Raw genomic sequence first — 15,126 nt, 5'->3', positions numbered from 1 at the left:
GATGGAAACCTCGCTCTACCTGCCGGTCAAAGCGTTCCTGGAAGCGGCCGGTTATGTGGTCAAGGGGGAGGTTGGCGGATGCGATCTCGTGGGTTTAAGCGACGGTGAGCCGCCTGTTGTGGTGATCTGCGAACTCAAGCTTTCCTTCAATCTCGAACTGCTGCTCCAGGCGGTCGACCGGGCGTCGATGAGCGACGAGGTGTGGATCGCGGCGCGCGTTTCGGCGAAGGGGCGCGGGCGGGAAGCCGATAAGCGCTACCGCGACCTCTGCCGGCGGCTCGGGATCGGCATGCTCGGCGTCGCCGATGGCGGCGAGGTCAGCGTCATCGTCAGTTCCGTCTCGCCGATGCCGCGCACTAATCCGAAGCGGCGCACGCGCCTCGTCGGGGAGCACCAGCGCCGTCGCGGCGATCCTGCCGTCGGTGGCGGCGCACGTACCCCGATCATGACTGCCTATCGCCAACAGGCGCTGCTCTGCGCGATGGCGCTCGACCAGGGTGTGGCGCGGCCGCGGGATATGAAGGCGCTTACGCCCAATGCAGGCCGGATCCTGCTCGACAATGTCTACGGATGGTTCGAGCGCAAGGAGAAGGGCGTCTACGCGCTGACGCCGGCCGGGCAGGCCGCTCTCCTGCGCTGGCCGCAGCCTGTCGCCGATCCCGCTTCGGATTCCGTATAGTTTGCTGCCGCTCCGTTTCAGTTGCGGGCGGCCGCTGTGAAGGACGCGTCATTCTCTTTGACAAATCCTGTATCATCGCCCATATCACCCTCAACTGGGCCGCCTGCGCGACATTCGCGTGGGCGGTTTTGCGTTTCAAAGGCTTAGACCCTGCAATTCGTTCGCAACCGCAGGAGGACGATATGAGTGACCACGGCGATCTTACGGTTCGGAATCTGGCGATGTGGGGGATTCCGCTGTCGCTCGGCGTCATGGGGCTGAAGATGGTAGCCTGGTGGGTCACCGGGTCGGTGGCGCTGCTGTCGGACGGGCTTGAATCGACGGTGAATGTCGTTGCCGCCTTTATTGCCTTCTTCGTTATCCGCTACGCGCAGAAGCCTGCCGACCACGACCATCCCTTCGGCCATCACAAGGCGGAATATCTGTCCGCCGTCACCGAAGGCGTGCTGATCGTCGTCGCGGCGCTGCTGATCGTCAACGAGGCGATCGGTTATCTCGCCGAGCCCCGTATGCTCGATGCGCCGGTGCTTGGCCTGGCGATCAATCTGGCGGCAGGCGTCATCAACGCTGTCTGGGCGCGGCTGTTGATCCGGACCGGACGCAAACATCGCTCGGCAGCGCTGACCGCGGACGGGCAGCATATCATGTCCGATGTGATCACTTCCGTCGGCGTGCTCACCGGCCTGCTGCTGGCGCTGGCGACCGGTTACGCGATCTTCGACCCGGTGCTTGCCATTCTGGTTGCCGTCAATATCCTCTATCAGGGTTGGAAGGTGATCTCGCAATCGATCAGCGGCCTGATGGACCAGGCCGTCACCCCGCAGGAAGAAGAAGCGATCAAGCAGGCGATCGCCACGCATGCGGCGGGCTCGATCGGCGTGCATGATCTGAAGACCAGGCGGGCGGGCACCGTCACCTTCATCGATTTTCACATGGTGGTGCCGGGAACTATGTCCGTGCGACAGGCGCATGATATATGCGACCGCCTTGAGGATGCCATCAGGACAGTGCACGAGGGCGCCAAAATAGCCATTCATGTGGAGCCGGAGGGCGAAAAGGCCCATGGCATCCGCGTCAAAGTCGTCAAGGAGGCATGATGCCGAATACCGATGTTTCCAGCCTGTCGATGCTGGGCCAGCAGACCGCAACCGCCAATTCGCCGGAGGAGGCGGTTCTTGAAAAAGTGCCGTCCAACCATGCCGGCACCGATTATGTCGTGCGTTTCACTGCGCCGGAATTCACCTCGCTCTGCCCGATGACCGGCCAGCCGGATTTCGCCCATATCGTCATCGACTATATTCCGGGCGAATGGCTGGTGGAATCGAAGTCGCTGAAGCTCTTTCTGCATTCCTTCCGCAATCACGGCGCCTTTCACGAGGATTGCTCGATCTATATCGCCAAGCGCATCGTCGAGCTGCTCGATCCGAAATGGCTCCGGATCGGCGCCTACTGGTATCCGCGCGGCGGCATTCCGATCGATGTCTTCTGGCAGACGGGCAAGCCGCCGGAAGGCGTGTGGCTGCCGGATCAAGGTGTGGCCACCTATCGCGGACGTGGGTGAGCTGCGGTCGGGCACAGCCCGAGCCATCGATCCAGTGAATCGATTGCAGCAGCGAACGCCCTGAGCCAAAGCGAAGGGCCGGGCGAGGGTGCGGCAACCTCTGTCCCTTGTCCGACCGCCGGCCGTCAAGGCTTCAGCGTCGGTTCTCACACATCCGTCACATCGCCGGACGAGTCATCGCTATAATCATCGCCATCGTCGTAATCCGCTTGCTGCAGATTATCGTCGTTCTCATCGGCCGCGTTGTCGGACGCCTGGCGGGTGTCATCATTGCCGAAATAATTGTTGATGACGGTTTCCTCAGTGGGCGCGCTGGCGTTGTCGAACGGATTGGCGCCGAAGGGCGAGCCCCAGCCGAGCGAGGACATGTGGTTGCCGAAGATGCCGCTCAGCGAATTGGCAAGCAGCATGCCGCCGGCAACGCCCGCTGCTGTGCCGAGCGCGCCGCGCAGGAAGCTGCCGCCTGCCGATGGCGCATAGGCCTGCTGGCTCCAGGGGCCGGTCGGCTGCTGCGGCATCTGGCGAGCGCCGCTGTCGTAGCCGCGGGGTTCGTCATGGCCGCGGGAAGGCTGGCCCCAGGGACCGGGATTGGGACTTGACGGAACCGGAGCGGGCTGCTGCGTCTGGGTGTTGCCGAAGATCGAGCTCAGAAAGCCGCCGCCCTGTTCGGCCTGGCGGTGTTCACTACTGCCGGCTTCCAGATGGCGCACGCGTTCTTCGAGTTCCTTGATATGGCTGGCGGCCGCCTCCAGCCCCTTTTCCTGAACGATCACGGCCTGAGCCAGATAATAGGTGGCCGAGGGCTGTTGCCGCGTCGCCTCGTCGATCAGGGCCTCGGCCTCGCGGTCGCGCGGCGTGGCCGCAGCGGTGCGTACGCGGTCGAACAGGCCGGTCAGCAATTGGCGTTCTTCGGGTGACATGTCTTGTCTCCTGTTATTTCGTACGGCATTGCCGCGTGAGGGGTGAGGTAGGAAGCGATTCAGGCTTTTCAAAGCCTTTCACCGTTACATTTCAGTAAGGCTTGCGGAACCGCGCGCGGCTTCTTAAGGATATCTCCACCGCTTCGGTGCCTTGTGTTTTTCCCGCATTGTTTTAGGCATTGAGTCGCACTATGTGCGAGGAACCCGAATTCATCTCCGAGAGGTTCGAATGAACGACGAAGAACAGGACGACAAGACGAAGGAACTGCCGCTCGGCAAGGAAACGGAGGCGAATCTTTTCAAGTCGCGTTCGATCTTCATCTATGGACCGATCAATCAGGAACTGGCGCAGAAAGTCTGCTCGCAGCTCGTGGCACTTGCCGCAGCCGGCGACGAGGACATCCGCATCTATGTCAACTCGCCCGGCGGCCACGTCGAATCCGGCGATTCCATTCATGATATGGTCAAGTTCATCAAGCCGAAGGTTTGGATGATCGGTACCGGCTGGGTCGCTTCGGCCGGCGCGCTGATCTATGTCGCCGCTCCGAAGGAGCGCCGCATCTGCCTGCCGAACACGCGCTTCCTGCTGCACCAACCGTCGGGCGGCACGCGCGGCATGGCATCGGACATCGAGATCCAGGCCCGCGAGATCATCAAGATGAACGAGCGCTTGAACAAGATCATGGCGGCAGCCACCGGCCAGCCGCTCGACAAGATCGCCAAGGACACCGATCGCGATTACTGGCTTTCTGCCGAAGAGGCAAAGGACTATGGCCTCGTTTCGCGGATCGTGACGTCGCAGGCCGATATCTAGGTTTTCGCGGCCAAAACGACCAAGAAATGCCCCTGCCCGCAGACAGCAGGCGGGGGCATTTCATTTTCATGGGCGGATTCGGGTCGGGAGAAGAGATCGCTGCCGCGCCTTCAATACGAGCGTGTGAAACCGACGTCGTACATGATATTCAGCCCAGTCATATGGTCGCAGAAGTGCGACAGGAGGCAGACTGCCGCACCAATGCCTCCGGTTGCCCCTGTAACGAGCATCGTTCGCGCTTCGCCAGCCATTCACCTATCCCCCGGTCTCATAGGTTGGAGATCACTTTAAGCGTGCGCCGCCGGCAGGCAAAGGCGTTGTTTGGCGGCGGCTGAACGGAAAACGCTGAATCTGGACTTGCCTGCGCGCCAACCGTCGTGCTCCATGCCATTCCCGCAGCCCGAGTCCCGTCATGCTCAAAGATTTTTCCATCCAGGCCCTGTTCATGGGGCTGCTGACCGCCTTTGTCGGTTCCGCCAGCTCCTTCGCCGTCGTGCTGCATGGGTTGCAGGCCGTCGGCGCGACAGAGGTTCAGGCAGCCTCGGGGCTGATGGCGTTGTCGATCTCCATGGGTGTCTGCGCGATCGTGCTCAGCGCCGTAACCCGACTGCCGATCAGCATCGCCTGGTCGACACCCGGCGCGGCACTGCTGGCAAGCACCGGCGCGATCGAGGGCGGCTTCAATGCCGCGGTCGGGGCGTTTCTCATCTGCGCGGCGCTGATCGTTGTCGCCGGGCTGTTCAAACCGCTCGGCCGGGCGGTTGCGGCCATTCCGGCACCGCTCGCCAATGCCATGCTATCAGGCGTGCTGATCGGCCTCTGCTTTGCACCGGTGAAGGCAATCGGCTTCAATCCGCTGCTCGGGCTGCCGATCATTATTGCCTGGATCGTGGTCGGCGCCTTCAAGCGGCTCTGGGCGGTGCCGGCGGCACTCGCAGCCTTCGTGCTGGTGCTTGCCTTCGGCGTCGATATTCCCGACGGCGCGCTTATGTCGCTGCAGCAGTCATTGGTGCCGGCGGCGGAAATCGTCCGGCCGGTGTTCAATCTTGCCGGTTTCGTGTCGATCGCGCTGCCGCTCTTCATCGTCACCATGGCTTCGCAGAACATTCCCGGTATCGCCGTGCTGAAGGTCAACCACTACGATCCGAAGCCCGGCCCGCTCTTTGCCGTCACTGGCTTCTTTTCACTGCTGTCGGCGCCGTTCGGCGGTCACGCCGTCAATCTGGCGGCGATCACCGCGGCCATGTGCGCTGGGCCGGATGCCCATGCCGATCCGAAGCGGCGGTATTGGGCGTCGCTGATCGCCGGCGCGGGTTACATCGTCCTCGGGCTGCTTGCCGGCGCAGTGACGGCCTTTGTCGCCCTGGCGCCTCCTGTTCTGATCGAGGCGGTGGCGGGGCTGGCACTCGTAGGCGCCTTTTCGTCCTCGGCGATGTCGGCCTTCCAGGCGCCGGAATCGCGTGAGGCGGCGGCGATCACCTTCCTCGTCACGGCATCCGGCGTTTCCTTCGGCGGCATTTCCGGCGCCTTCTGGGGCCTGATTGCCGGCGGGCTGATGCTTGCGCTGTCGCAGCTGGTGAAGGCTTGGAAAGAACGAGCGTCACCGAGATAATGCAAGGGCGAGGCCTTGCCAGCTCTGCCGCTCAACGCTATAAGCGCGGCTATGAAGACCACAGGCGCCAAGATTTCCGACTCGATTGCACGCGGCCGCATCGCCCTGCGTGACAATACGCGCGCCCTGACCTCGCTTCTTCTCCTCGGCCTTACGCGCGGTTGCCGGGTCCGTTGAGGAGCGCCCGGCGGCCGAAAGCCCGCCCGGCATCGCTCCTCGCGACTCATTTTCAAAATTGACGTAACGACCGACGAAGGTCCGCATTTGTTTGTCGCCAAGCCCGATGCGATCGGCTAAGAGGCGGGACAAATGCCGGGACGAGGAGACAAGACAATGGACAACACCACCAGCCGATCCTCCGCAGGCGCCAAGGGCATGCCCGATGCCGCGGTGAAGTACCGGCCCTATCCGCAGGTAAACATTCCCGACCGCACCTGGCCGACCAAGACGATCATCAAGGCGCCTGTCTGGTGTTCGGTGGACCTGCGCGATGGCAACCAGGCGCTGGTCGATCCGATGGGCCACGACCGCAAGGCACGCATGTTCCATCTGCTGCTGGAGATGGGCTTTAAGGAAATCGAGATCGGTTTCCCCTCGGCTTCGCAGACCGATTTCGATTTCGCTCGCTGGTGCGTCGAGGAGCGCAATGTTCCCGCAGACGTCTCGCTGCAGGTGCTGGTGCAGTGCCGGCCTGAACTGATCACCCGCACTTTCGAAGCGCTGGAAGGGGCAAACCGGCCGATCGTTCATTTCTACAACTCGACCAGCGAGCTGCAGCGTCGCGTCGTTTTCGCCAAGGATGTCCAGGGCATCAAGCAGATTGCCGTCGACGCCGCCAAGATGATCACCGACATGGCCGCCAAGGCCGGCGGCGGCTACCGGTTCGAATATTCGCCCGAGAGCTTTACCGGCACCGAGCTCGAAGTGGCGCTGGAGATCTGCAATGCCGTCATCGAGGTGGTGAAGCCGACGCCCGACAACAAGCTCATCATCAATCTGCCGTCGACCGTCGAGATGGCGACGCCGAACGTCTATGCCGACCAGATCGAGTGGATGTGCCGCAACCTCGACAACCGCGAGAACCTGATCGTCTCGCTACACCCGCATAACGACCGCGGCACCGGCATTGCCGCTGCCGAACTGGCCTTGCTGGCGGGCGCCGACCGCGTCGAAGGCACGCTGTTCGGCAATGGCGAGCGCACCGGCAATGTCGATGTCGTGACCATGGCGCTGAACATGTTCACGCAAGGCGTCGATCCCGGCATCGATTGCTCGAACATCGAGCGCATCAAGGAGGTGTTCGAATATTCGAACCAGATGGCGATCAGCGAGCGTCACCCTTACGTCGGCGAGCTGGTCTATACGGCCTTCTCCGGCTCGCACCAGGATGCGATCAACAAGGGCATGAAGGCCGCACAGGTCGCCAACCATCCCGTCTGGGAAGTGCCCTACCTGCCGATCGATCCCCGCGATGTCGGGCGCTCCTACGAAGCGATCATCCGCATCAACTCGCAGTCCGGCAAGGGCGGCATCGCCTATATCCTGCAGCAGGATTTTGGGCTCAACCTGCCGCGCAACCTGCAGGTCGAATTCCGCGAGGACATCCAGCGCATCACCGATGTCGAGGGCAAGGAGCTTCCGTCGAAGCGCATCTACGACCGCTTCATCGAGCGATACGTGACCCAGCCCGATGCGCGCCTCAGGTTCGTCGATCATCACACCTATCCTGACACTGAGCGCAAAGGCCAACGGATCGTCGCGGCCGAGATATCAGACAATGGCGAGATCAAGCGCATCGAAGGCCGCGGCAACGGCCCGATCGACGGCTTCATCAACGCGCTGTCGCATTATCTCGGCATCGAAATGTCGGTCGAGGACTATTCCGAGCATTCGCTGCAGCATGGCTCTAACGCGGCGGCGATCTCCTATGTCGAGACCTCCTATCCCGGCGGCAAGCTCTTCGGCGCCGGCATTAATACCAACATCGTCGCGGCCTCGCTGGAAGCGATCGTCTCGGCCGCCAACCGCGTGCTGGATGTGAAATCCGGCAAGGCCTGATCCCGGAAAGACTCAGGCCGCGACCGTACTGATATGGCGCGGCCTGACGATACAATCGGCAATCATGCCGGCTTCGTCGTTCGCCTCGGCATGGCGTTGGCCCCAGCGGCAGAGCGCCAGCAGCACCGGCTCAAGTTCGAGGCCGAGTTCGGTTGCGCTGTATTCCACGCGGGACGGGACTTCGGCAAAGACCTGGCGGGTGACCAGACCGTGCTCTTCCATCTCGCGCAGCTGCTGGATCAGCACCTTCTGGGTGATGGCAGGCATCATGCGCTTCAGCTCGGAAAGACGCTTCGGGCCGGAGAAGACATAGTAAAGGATGACGGGTTTCCAGCGCCCTGAGATCACTTTCAGTGCCCGCTCGACCGGCAATTTCGGCAGTCTTTTCATCGGCTCGGCCATGGTCACCTCCTGGTGGGTAGGGCACGAAAGAGTATGTATTCTTGCTTCCCATCCTATTGCTAAACCTGCCCCACGCCAATCAGACGTGAGGTTCCCTGCCATGAAAGCCATCCAATTCGCTCGCTTCGGTGCGCCGGATGTTCTCGAACTCGTGGAGCTGCCGATTCCTGAGCTCAGGCGCGATGAGGTGCTGGTCCGTGTCCATGCGGCGGGCGTCAACTTCTTCGAGGTGCTGATGCGGGCCGATCGTTATGCCGTGACGCCGGAGCTGCCAATGTTTCCCGGCGTCGAAATCGCCGGTGTCGTCGAACGGGCGGGGCCGGACGCCGACATATCGTTGGTCGGCACACGCGTGGCGGTTCCTCTCTTCGCGATCGGGCGCGGCGGGGGCTATGCGGAATTCGTCGCGGTCGACGGCGGATCGGTGTTGCGGCTGCCGAATGCAATTTCTTTTGAGGCGGCTGTGGGGCTGATGGTGCAGGGGCTGACGGCGCTGCATCTGACGCGCCGCAGCCTTCCGAAAGGCAAGAGCGTACTCGTGAGCGCCGCAGCCGGCGGCGTTGGCTCGCTGCTTCTGCAACTGGCGAGGCGCAACGGAGCAGACCTGGTGATCGCGGCGGCGAGCGGCGAGAAGAGGAGGGCGCTTGCCCTGTCGCTCGGGGCCGATCATGCCGTCGATTATACCGCGCCTGGCTGGCAGGAAGAGGTCAGGAAGCATAGCGGCGGGCGCGGAGCGGATATCATCTACGAAACTGTCGGCGGTGTGTCCTCAAAAGCGGCGGTCGATGCGCTGGCGCCTCGTGGCGAGCTGGTTCTGGCGGCCATGGGGAGGTTCGGACTCAAGGCGGAGGAGATCGAGCGCATGCTCGGCGACAACCAATCGATCAAGGGGTTTTCGCTGTTGCCGCTGCTGACGCCCCGCAGGCTTCGGGAGGATCTCGGCGAGCTTTTCGATCTTGCGGCAACGGGCCGGCTGACGGTCGTCGAAGGTAGTCGCTTCCCGCTGGACCAGGCGGCGGAAGCCCATCGCACCATCGAGGAGCGAAGGGCGGTGGGCAAGGTGGTGCTGGTGCCTTAAATCGAAGACGGCGGATGCGACGCGGCGCCGCCTTCTCGCATTTTAGATCGCCGTAGCGATCTTCATGGCGAGCTGGCCGAGAGTCGCTTCGGCGGAGGGGCCGGCGAGCACATAGGAGGTGCCGGCATTGTGCCAAGTGACGAGGCCGATCTCATCCTTGATCGTTTCCTTGAAGTCGTCGGTCTCGGGCGGCTGCGCGTCCTTGCGGAAACAGATGGAGATGATGTCGCCGTCGGAATTGGAATAGACGAGCTGGCCGACAGGGCGGTTGTCGCCGAGAATGACGCGGGCGCCCTGGAAGGTCCAGGATTCGGCGCTGAGATCGGGCACGCGGAAGGGCACGCCGATGGCTGTCGTCAGCCAGCTGGAGATTTCCTCGGCCTGTGAGGCGGGCACTTCGACAAGGTGGCGGGGCTGGCGGATCAGCAGGCGCTGATAGGCGGTGACGTCGCCCAGCCAGTCGCTGGTATTGGCTGGCGCCGTTGTCGAGGTCGTGGTGGCGACCTCGACGGCATCCGGTGCGGTGGCGACGAAATAGCCGATGCCGCAACCGAGGACGAAGAGGATGAGGGCGGCAGCCAGCGCTTGCGGGCCGCTCGGCGCCAGCTTCACCTGCGGGCGCGTGGCGCGCTGGGCGATCGGCGTCTTCGGCGGCTGCGTGCTCTTGATCGAGCGGACGAGGGCGAGGGGTACCGGCTCCTTCAGGACATCGTCGAGGCGGCGACGTCCGAAATCGGCGCCGTGGCGCAGTTTTTCGTGCAGCCGGCGCGCATTCTCGTCATTTGCCAGGCGCTGCTCCAGTTCGTGGCGCTGTTCGGACGAGACTTCGCCATCAAGGAGGGCGGTGAGCTGGGCTTCGAGCGACAATTTCCTGAGATCGAGCAATTCAGTACCTGTGGATCGGGTGGGTGCCGGCAAGGCCTGCGAAATGCAGCCTTGCGGTGGCGAGCTGCGAGGCGACGGTCGCGGCCGGGATGCCCATGATGTCGGCCGCCTGCTGGTAGCTGTGGCCTTCGACGTCGACGAGCAGGAAGACCGAGGAAACGCCGTCCGGCATATCGGCGATCATGCGATGGATGGCGTCGGAATCGACCGCGGCCGAGCGCTCGCGCGCGGCCTCGCGAATATCGGTGACGTTTCCGCGGACGGAAGCCTTCGGCTTGCGCTTGCGGCTGTCGTCGGCCCATTGCTGGCGGGCAAGCGTATACATCCAGCTTTCCAGACGACCTTCGCCGCTCCACTGATGACCCTTGGAGATAGCCCGCTGACAGACGGCCTGGACAAGTTCGTCGGCCGCATTCGCCTCGCCCGCGAGCGTGATCGCGAAGCGGCGAAGGCGCGGCAGAAGGCCGACGAGATCACGGCGGAGGTCGATGGTCGTTGCGGGCTGACGCATTGTCTATCCAGGAGCACTCACAGTAGTTTCGCGGACGACGCTTCCGCGATCGGACGCGAATCCGGCCTTCTTGTCGCCGGTAATGCATGTGCTTTATGGAGCAACTCTCCCCCACTTCGCAAGCATCCGGTCGTTTCCAGTCCCCTTTCCCAGGGAATTTTCGTAATCATAGCCTGCAAAGCTTGCGTCAATATGTCCTGTAGCCGTTCAAACTTTGCAGTAGAGCGCGATAGGCCCAGGTGCCTTCGCCGCCGCGATCGCGGATTTCGATGAGCTGGACGCGGGCGCCCTCGATGTCCCCCTGTTCCACCAGCGCCATGCCCATGTAGGAGCGGGCGAGGATGTAGTTCTCATCGGCCTGCAGCGCCTTGCGGTAATAGGACATGCCGAGTTCCATGCGGCCGGCTTTGCGGTTGGCGTAGCCGAGATAGTTCAGGATGCGCGGGTCGTTTTGATTGCGGGCGAGATTGAGCACGGTGATGGCGTTCTCATACTGGCCGGCATAGGCAAATTCGCGGGCGAAATTGTAAAGGTCGTCGTCGTTGAAGCTGCTCTTCTTCGGGGTGACGCATTCCTTCTTGGTCTTGTCCCAGACCTTGCCGCCGGTGCAGGTCTTGGTCGTCTCGGTCTTCGGCGGCGGGTTGGTGTCGTCGTTGCCGCCGCCGACCGCGAAAGCGGCCGTGGCGATGCTGAAGGCAAAGCCCGTGGCAAGCGAAATTCTGCCAAGGCGATGGAAGGAGAAGGTCATCGGCAGGCTCCATTCTGAGGCGATGCAGTTGCGCGGATTGTACGCTTACCGCCGAAAATACCAAGAGGATAAGCAACCTCCATGGCAAATGTTGCGACGATGATCCGATGTCTTCGCAGATTGATTCAAGTGCTGAATGAAAGGAGTTCGAATCCGGCGCTAAGGCGCGAAAATATCAACGCTTTCCGGAATCACGGCGTCGCCGGCCCGGTTCAGGCTGAAGCGCTCGCCGCTCAGCTCCCAGGCACCGGGGGAGCCGTCGATGGAGAAGAGGTTGTAGGCTGCGGCGGGCTTGATGCTGCCCGGTCCCTGCGAGGCCGACGCGATGCCGACGACGGGCACCGGCTGCACCTGGCCGCGCAGCCAGTGCAGCGTATTCAGGTGTGTGTGGCCATGCAATACGAGTTCGGCGCCGCCCGTCGAAATGACGGCGGCGAAGCGGCGGATCCCGATCATCCGCTTGTAGAAAGTCGTGGCGCCGCGGATCGGCGGATGATGGATCATGACGACACGGAAGAGGCCGGCTTCGCCGGCCGCGCGCAGCATGTTGACGGTATCGCGTGCCTGGCGCGCGCCGAAGAAGCCGGAGGCGGCGAAGGGAGGCGTGGCGACCGCCGTCGAGCAGCCGACGATCGCGACTTTGCCGCGGACACGCAGATAGGGGAAGATGTGCCGGTCCTCCTGCCATTGCGACGGGGCGAGATCGCCACGGACATAGTCGTACCAGGCCCGCATCGATTTCTCATAGGCACCCGGCACATAGGCGTCGTGGTTGCCGGGAACGACCGAGGTGTCGGCGGGATCGCCGAGTTCGCGCAGCCAGGCGGCAGCGGCGCGGATTTCGATGCCGCTTGCCAGATTGACAAGGTCGCCGGTGACGGCCAGATGATCGGCCCGATGGGCGCGGATGTCATCGAGCAACAGATCGAGCGTGCTGCCGAAAAGATGCTTGCGCCGATTTCGATGCCAGTTCACAAAGCCCGTTATGCGTTTTGAAAACAGCTCCTGGATGGAAAGACGGGGCAACGGCCCAAGATGGACGTCGGAAATATGCGCGAGCTTGAACATGCTACGAGACATAGACCAGCTTATTGACAAATCAAACACATCCGGCGCGATGAAGAGCTGAAACGGAGCGATGGTGGATAAAGAAAAGCGGCCCCTTCATATCAGGACGGCCCTGCGCCTTCTGCATGTCTATTTCTCCTTCGCCCGGGGCATGACGATGGGTGTCAGAGCCGCCTGCTTCGATGCAGAGGGGCGGATTTTTCTCGTCCGCCACAGCTATGTCGGCGGCTGGCATATGCCGGGCGGCGGGCTGGAACGCAACGAGACGGTCGAAGAAGCGCTGGCCAAGGAGTTGCGCGAGGAGGGCAACCTCAGGATCATCGGCAAGCCGCAGCTGATCCAGGTCTATTTCAACACGACAACCACGCGGCGCGACCATGTCGTCTTCTACCGGGTAACCGTCGAGCAGACGGCACCGCGTCCGCCAGACTGGGAGATTTCCGACAGCGGTTTCTTTTCCCTCGACAGCCTGCCCGCCGGCACGACCGAGGCGACCCATCGCCGCCTCGCCGAGCTTCGAGGCGAACAGCAGCCCGGCCACCGCTGGTAAGAGGCCTCAGGCCGCGTAGATCCTTTCACGTCCATGCGGACTGTCGAGATCGAGCGCCGGGCCGACGGGAACGATGCCGGTCGGGTTGATCGTCCTGTGGCTGCGGTAATAGTGCTGCTTGATGTGTTTCAGGTTCACCGTGTCGGCGACGCCTGTCGTCTGGTAGAGATCTCTGGTGTAACCGGGCAGGTTGCGGTAGTCGGCGATGCGGCGGATGTTGCACTTGAAGTGGCCGACATAGACCGGGTCGAAACGCACCAGCGTCGTGAACAGACGCCAGTCGGCTTCGGTCAGCCTGTCTCCGAAAAGGTAGCGGCTCTTGCCGAGGCGCTGGTCGAGCCTGTCGAGTGTTTCGAACAGCTTGGTGACATTTTCGGCGTAGGCTTCCTGGGCGGTGGCAAAGCCCGCCTTGTAGACGCCATTGTTGACGGTGTCGTAGACGATAGCGTTCAGCGCATCGATGTCGGCGCGCAGATCCTCCGGATAGAAATCGGCCTTTGAGCCGGTCAACCCGTCGAAGGCGCTATTGAACATGCGGATGATCTCAGCGGATTCGTTGTTGACGATTGTGCCGGTTTTCTTGTCCCAGAGGACGGGCACCGTCACGCGGCCGGAATAGTGTGGATTCGCCTTGACGTAGATCTGCCAGAGTGTCGCCGCGCCGAAGAGATGATCGCCGGTCGCGCCGTCGCCGATCTTGAACTCCCAGCCGTTCTCGACCATCAGCGGATCGACAACGGAAACCGAAATCAGCTCCTCCAGCTTCTTCAGCTTGCGGAAGATCAGCGTGCGGTGCGCCCAAGGGCAGGCAAGCGAGACGTAGAGATGGTAACGGTCGGGCTCGGCCTTAAAGCCGCCGCTGCCGGTAGGCCCGGCCGCGCCGTCTGCCGTCACCCAATTGCGGAACTGCGAGGGCTGCCGTTTGAATTGGCCATTGCCATTCTTCGTGTCGTACCAGACGTCATGCCAGACGCCGTCCACCAGCATTCCCATGAACTTCATTCCCTCGATTGTGTGTCGGAGCCGAAGTTAGCTGAGATAGCGGGGCTTTGCAGGTGGTAAAGGTTGAACAGTGTGTCACGCCGTTCGGGCACGGCATCATCGAGAGCGCTCCAGCGTCCGTTGAGCGCTTGAAAAGAGGCCCGGCGATGTGGTGTGCATTTTACGTTGGACGGCGGAAATTTTTCCTGCTATCGGCCTCTCCACGATTTTAGGATCTTGCGTGATGTTCGTTACCAGAAACCCGCGACGACGCTGATGCTCCCGAACGCCAAAGGCGTGTTCGAGACCCATCAATCTGTCCATCCGGTTTCTGTCATCATGTACAAGCACGATCTCGTTTACCTCACCGAAGACGCGTCCCACGACGCCGCCATCGAGCAAATCAACGAAGAAGCCTTCGGCCCCGGCCGCTTCACGCGGGCGGCCGCACGCATTCGCGAGCAGGGACCGCATGACCTGTCGCTCTCCTTCATCTGCGCCGACGACGGCGAAACGATCGCCTCGGTGCGGATGACGCCGGTTCTCGCTGGCACGGTTAAAGGTCATCTTCTCGGCCCGCTTGCCGTGCGCCCCTCGCACAAGAACATGGGTATCGGCCGGGAACTGGTGCGGATCGCGGTGGAAGCGGCGCGTCGTAAAGGTTCGGAAGCCGTCATCCTTGTCGGCGACCCGCCCTATTATGGCCCGCTCGGCTTCGAGAAGGTCGCCTATAACGCGCTTTCTTTTCCGGGCCCCGTCGATCCCGGCCGTGTGCTCGTCGTTCCGATCGCCGAGGGCGTGCATGAACGGCTGACGGGCACCATCGCTTGGCGCGGATGACTATAGTTTTTTCCGGAGGAAACTGCGCGTGCGACCTTTCGGGAAATCCTCGAGCTCCCCGAAGACTTCATAATCCTGGCGCAGATAGGCGCTGAGAGCCTGCGGGCTGAATGTGTCGATCCAAGCGCCGCGGCACCCCCGGGCTCTGGCCTCGTCTTCGGCTTTTGCCAGGAGCTTGCCGGCGAGACCGGTGCCGCGCAGCGTCTCGGGAATATAGAGCATCTGGATGAAGAGCCAGCCCCAGGCGGTAAAGCCAGACAGACCGCCGGTCACGTTGCCGTCGGTATCGCGAATGAGGATGGCAAGCGGCCGGCGATCTGCGGGGCCGACATCGCCGGTGTTGAAGGCGGAAAGCGCATCGGTGATCGCCGCGAGCTCCTCCGATGAGGGCGAGGCGGTGAACTCGAATTCCGCCATGG

The 15,126-nt window shown here is 62.5% G+C and carries 17 protein-coding genes; 9 read left to right on the top strand and 8 right to left on the bottom strand.

The features are described from left to right. Position 1: 1 nt before the first annotated feature. The 3 genes from J2J99_RS16110 to queF all read left to right on the top strand — a co-directional run bounded on the left by J2J99_RS16110 (position 2) and on the right by queF (position 2,240). Entirely contained in the window at positions 2-679 is a 678-nt protein-coding gene (locus J2J99_RS16110; RefSeq protein WP_168297600.1) for a DUF2161 domain-containing phosphodiesterase, read from the top strand. Between the two features lie 182 nt (positions 680-861). Then, positions 862-1,776 carry a CDF family cation efflux transporter EmfA gene (emfA, locus tag J2J99_RS16105; RefSeq protein WP_168297599.1) on the top strand — a complete coding sequence of 305 codons (915 nt, stop codon included), beginning with the start codon at positions 862-864 and terminating at the stop codon, positions 1,774-1,776. Next, the gene (queF, locus tag J2J99_RS16100; RefSeq protein WP_168297598.1) at positions 1,776-2,240 is read left to right on the top strand and encodes a preQ(1) synthase; all 465 of its coding nucleotides are present in this window, start codon (positions 1,776-1,778) and stop codon (positions 2,238-2,240) included. The genes emfA and queF overlap by 1 nt, the downstream gene beginning before the upstream one ends. Positions 2,241-2,386: 146 nt before the next feature. Here the strand turns inward: queF and J2J99_RS16095 are convergent, their stop codons facing one another. Beyond that, positions 2,387-3,160 (bottom strand): DUF2076 domain-containing protein, encoded by a 774-nt coding sequence (locus tag J2J99_RS16095; RefSeq protein ID WP_168297597.1) that lies wholly within the window; start codon positions 3,158-3,160, stop codon positions 2,387-2,389. Positions 3,161-3,389: 229 nt separating this feature from the next. Here J2J99_RS16095 and J2J99_RS16090 point away from each other — a divergent pair, with 229 nt between their 5' ends. From J2J99_RS16090 to leuA, 3 genes are all read left to right on the top strand, one after another. Continuing rightward, positions 3,390-3,974, top strand: coding sequence for an ATP-dependent Clp protease proteolytic subunit (locus J2J99_RS16090; protein ID WP_168297596.1), 585 nt, complete (start codon positions 3,390-3,392; stop codon positions 3,972-3,974). Positions 3,975-4,386: 412 nt separating this feature from the next. Then, positions 4,387-5,586 carry a benzoate/H(+) symporter BenE family transporter gene (locus tag J2J99_RS16085; RefSeq protein WP_168297595.1) on the top strand — a complete coding sequence of 400 codons (1,200 nt, stop codon included), beginning with the start codon at positions 4,387-4,389 and terminating at the stop codon, positions 5,584-5,586. 333 nt (positions 5,587-5,919) lie between these two features. Continuing rightward, positions 5,920-7,644, top strand: coding sequence for a 2-isopropylmalate synthase (leuA, locus tag J2J99_RS16080; protein WP_168297594.1), 1,725 nt, complete (start codon positions 5,920-5,922; stop codon positions 7,642-7,644). Positions 7,645-7,656: 12 nt separating this feature from the next. Here leuA and J2J99_RS16075 read toward each other — a convergent pair whose 3' ends face one another. Then, positions 7,657-8,148 carry a winged helix-turn-helix transcriptional regulator gene (locus J2J99_RS16075; protein ID WP_205918920.1) on the bottom strand — a complete coding sequence of 164 codons (492 nt, stop codon included), beginning with the start codon at positions 8,146-8,148 and terminating at the stop codon, positions 7,657-7,659. Here J2J99_RS16075 and J2J99_RS16070 point away from each other — a divergent pair. Further along, on the top strand, positions 8,147-9,124 hold the full coding sequence (locus J2J99_RS16070) for a quinone oxidoreductase family protein (protein WP_168297592.1): 978 nt from the start codon (positions 8,147-8,149) through the stop codon (positions 9,122-9,124). The genes J2J99_RS16075 and J2J99_RS16070 overlap by 2 nt on opposite strands. Before the next feature lie 42 nt (positions 9,125-9,166). Here the strand turns inward: J2J99_RS16070 and J2J99_RS16065 are convergent, their stop codons facing one another. The 4 genes from J2J99_RS16065 to J2J99_RS16050 all read right to left on the bottom strand — a co-directional run bounded on the left by J2J99_RS16065 (position 9,167) and on the right by J2J99_RS16050 (position 12,336). Continuing rightward, positions 9,167-10,009, bottom strand: a complete 843-nt coding sequence (locus J2J99_RS16065; RefSeq protein WP_168297591.1) for an anti-sigma factor family protein — start codon at positions 10,007-10,009, stop codon at positions 9,167-9,169. 1 nt (position 10,010) lies between these two features. Then, the gene (locus tag J2J99_RS16060; RefSeq protein ID WP_168297590.1) at positions 10,011-10,520 is read right to left on the bottom strand and encodes an RNA polymerase sigma factor; all 510 of its coding nucleotides are present in this window, start codon (positions 10,518-10,520) and stop codon (positions 10,011-10,013) included. A 187-nt stretch (positions 10,521-10,707) separates the two neighbouring features. Further along, positions 10,708-11,268 (bottom strand): tetratricopeptide repeat protein, encoded by a 561-nt coding sequence (locus J2J99_RS16055; protein ID WP_168297589.1) that lies wholly within the window; start codon positions 11,266-11,268, stop codon positions 10,708-10,710. 159 nt (positions 11,269-11,427) lie between these two features. Further along, positions 11,428-12,336 (bottom strand): metallophosphoesterase family protein, encoded by a 909-nt coding sequence (locus J2J99_RS16050; protein WP_168297607.1) that lies wholly within the window; start codon positions 12,334-12,336, stop codon positions 11,428-11,430. A 70-nt stretch (positions 12,337-12,406) separates the two neighbouring features. Between J2J99_RS16050 and J2J99_RS16045 the strand changes: the two genes are divergently transcribed. Next, on the top strand, positions 12,407-12,886 hold the full coding sequence (locus J2J99_RS16045) for an NUDIX domain-containing protein (RefSeq protein WP_168297588.1): 480 nt from the start codon (positions 12,407-12,409) through the stop codon (positions 12,884-12,886). Between the two features lie 6 nt (positions 12,887-12,892). On the opposite strand, the gene J2J99_RS16040 is transcribed toward J2J99_RS16045, so the two are convergent. Beyond that, the gene (locus tag J2J99_RS16040; protein WP_168297587.1) at positions 12,893-13,879 is read right to left on the bottom strand and encodes a glutathione S-transferase family protein; all 987 of its coding nucleotides are present in this window, start codon (positions 13,877-13,879) and stop codon (positions 12,893-12,895) included. A 264-nt stretch (positions 13,880-14,143) separates the two neighbouring features. On the opposite strand from J2J99_RS16040, the gene J2J99_RS16035 reads away from it, so the two are divergent. Next, a complete protein-coding gene (locus tag J2J99_RS16035; RefSeq protein WP_168297606.1) occupies positions 14,144-14,707 on the top strand; it encodes a GNAT family N-acetyltransferase in 564 nt (187 codons plus the stop codon). Here J2J99_RS16035 and J2J99_RS16030 read toward each other — a convergent pair whose 3' ends face one another. Next, on the bottom strand, positions 14,708-15,124 hold the full coding sequence (locus tag J2J99_RS16030) for a GNAT family N-acetyltransferase (RefSeq protein WP_168297586.1): 417 nt from the start codon (positions 15,122-15,124) through the stop codon (positions 14,708-14,710). It abuts the gene before it with no gap. Between the last annotated feature and the right edge of the window lie 2 nt (positions 15,125-15,126).

Source organism: Rhizobium binae (genome assembly GCF_017357225.1).
Taxonomy (GTDB): domain Bacteria; phylum Pseudomonadota; class Alphaproteobacteria; order Rhizobiales; family Rhizobiaceae; genus Rhizobium; species Rhizobium binae.
Note: the sequence above shows the minus strand (reverse complement) of the source record. Positions and strands in the feature narration are given on the sequence as shown.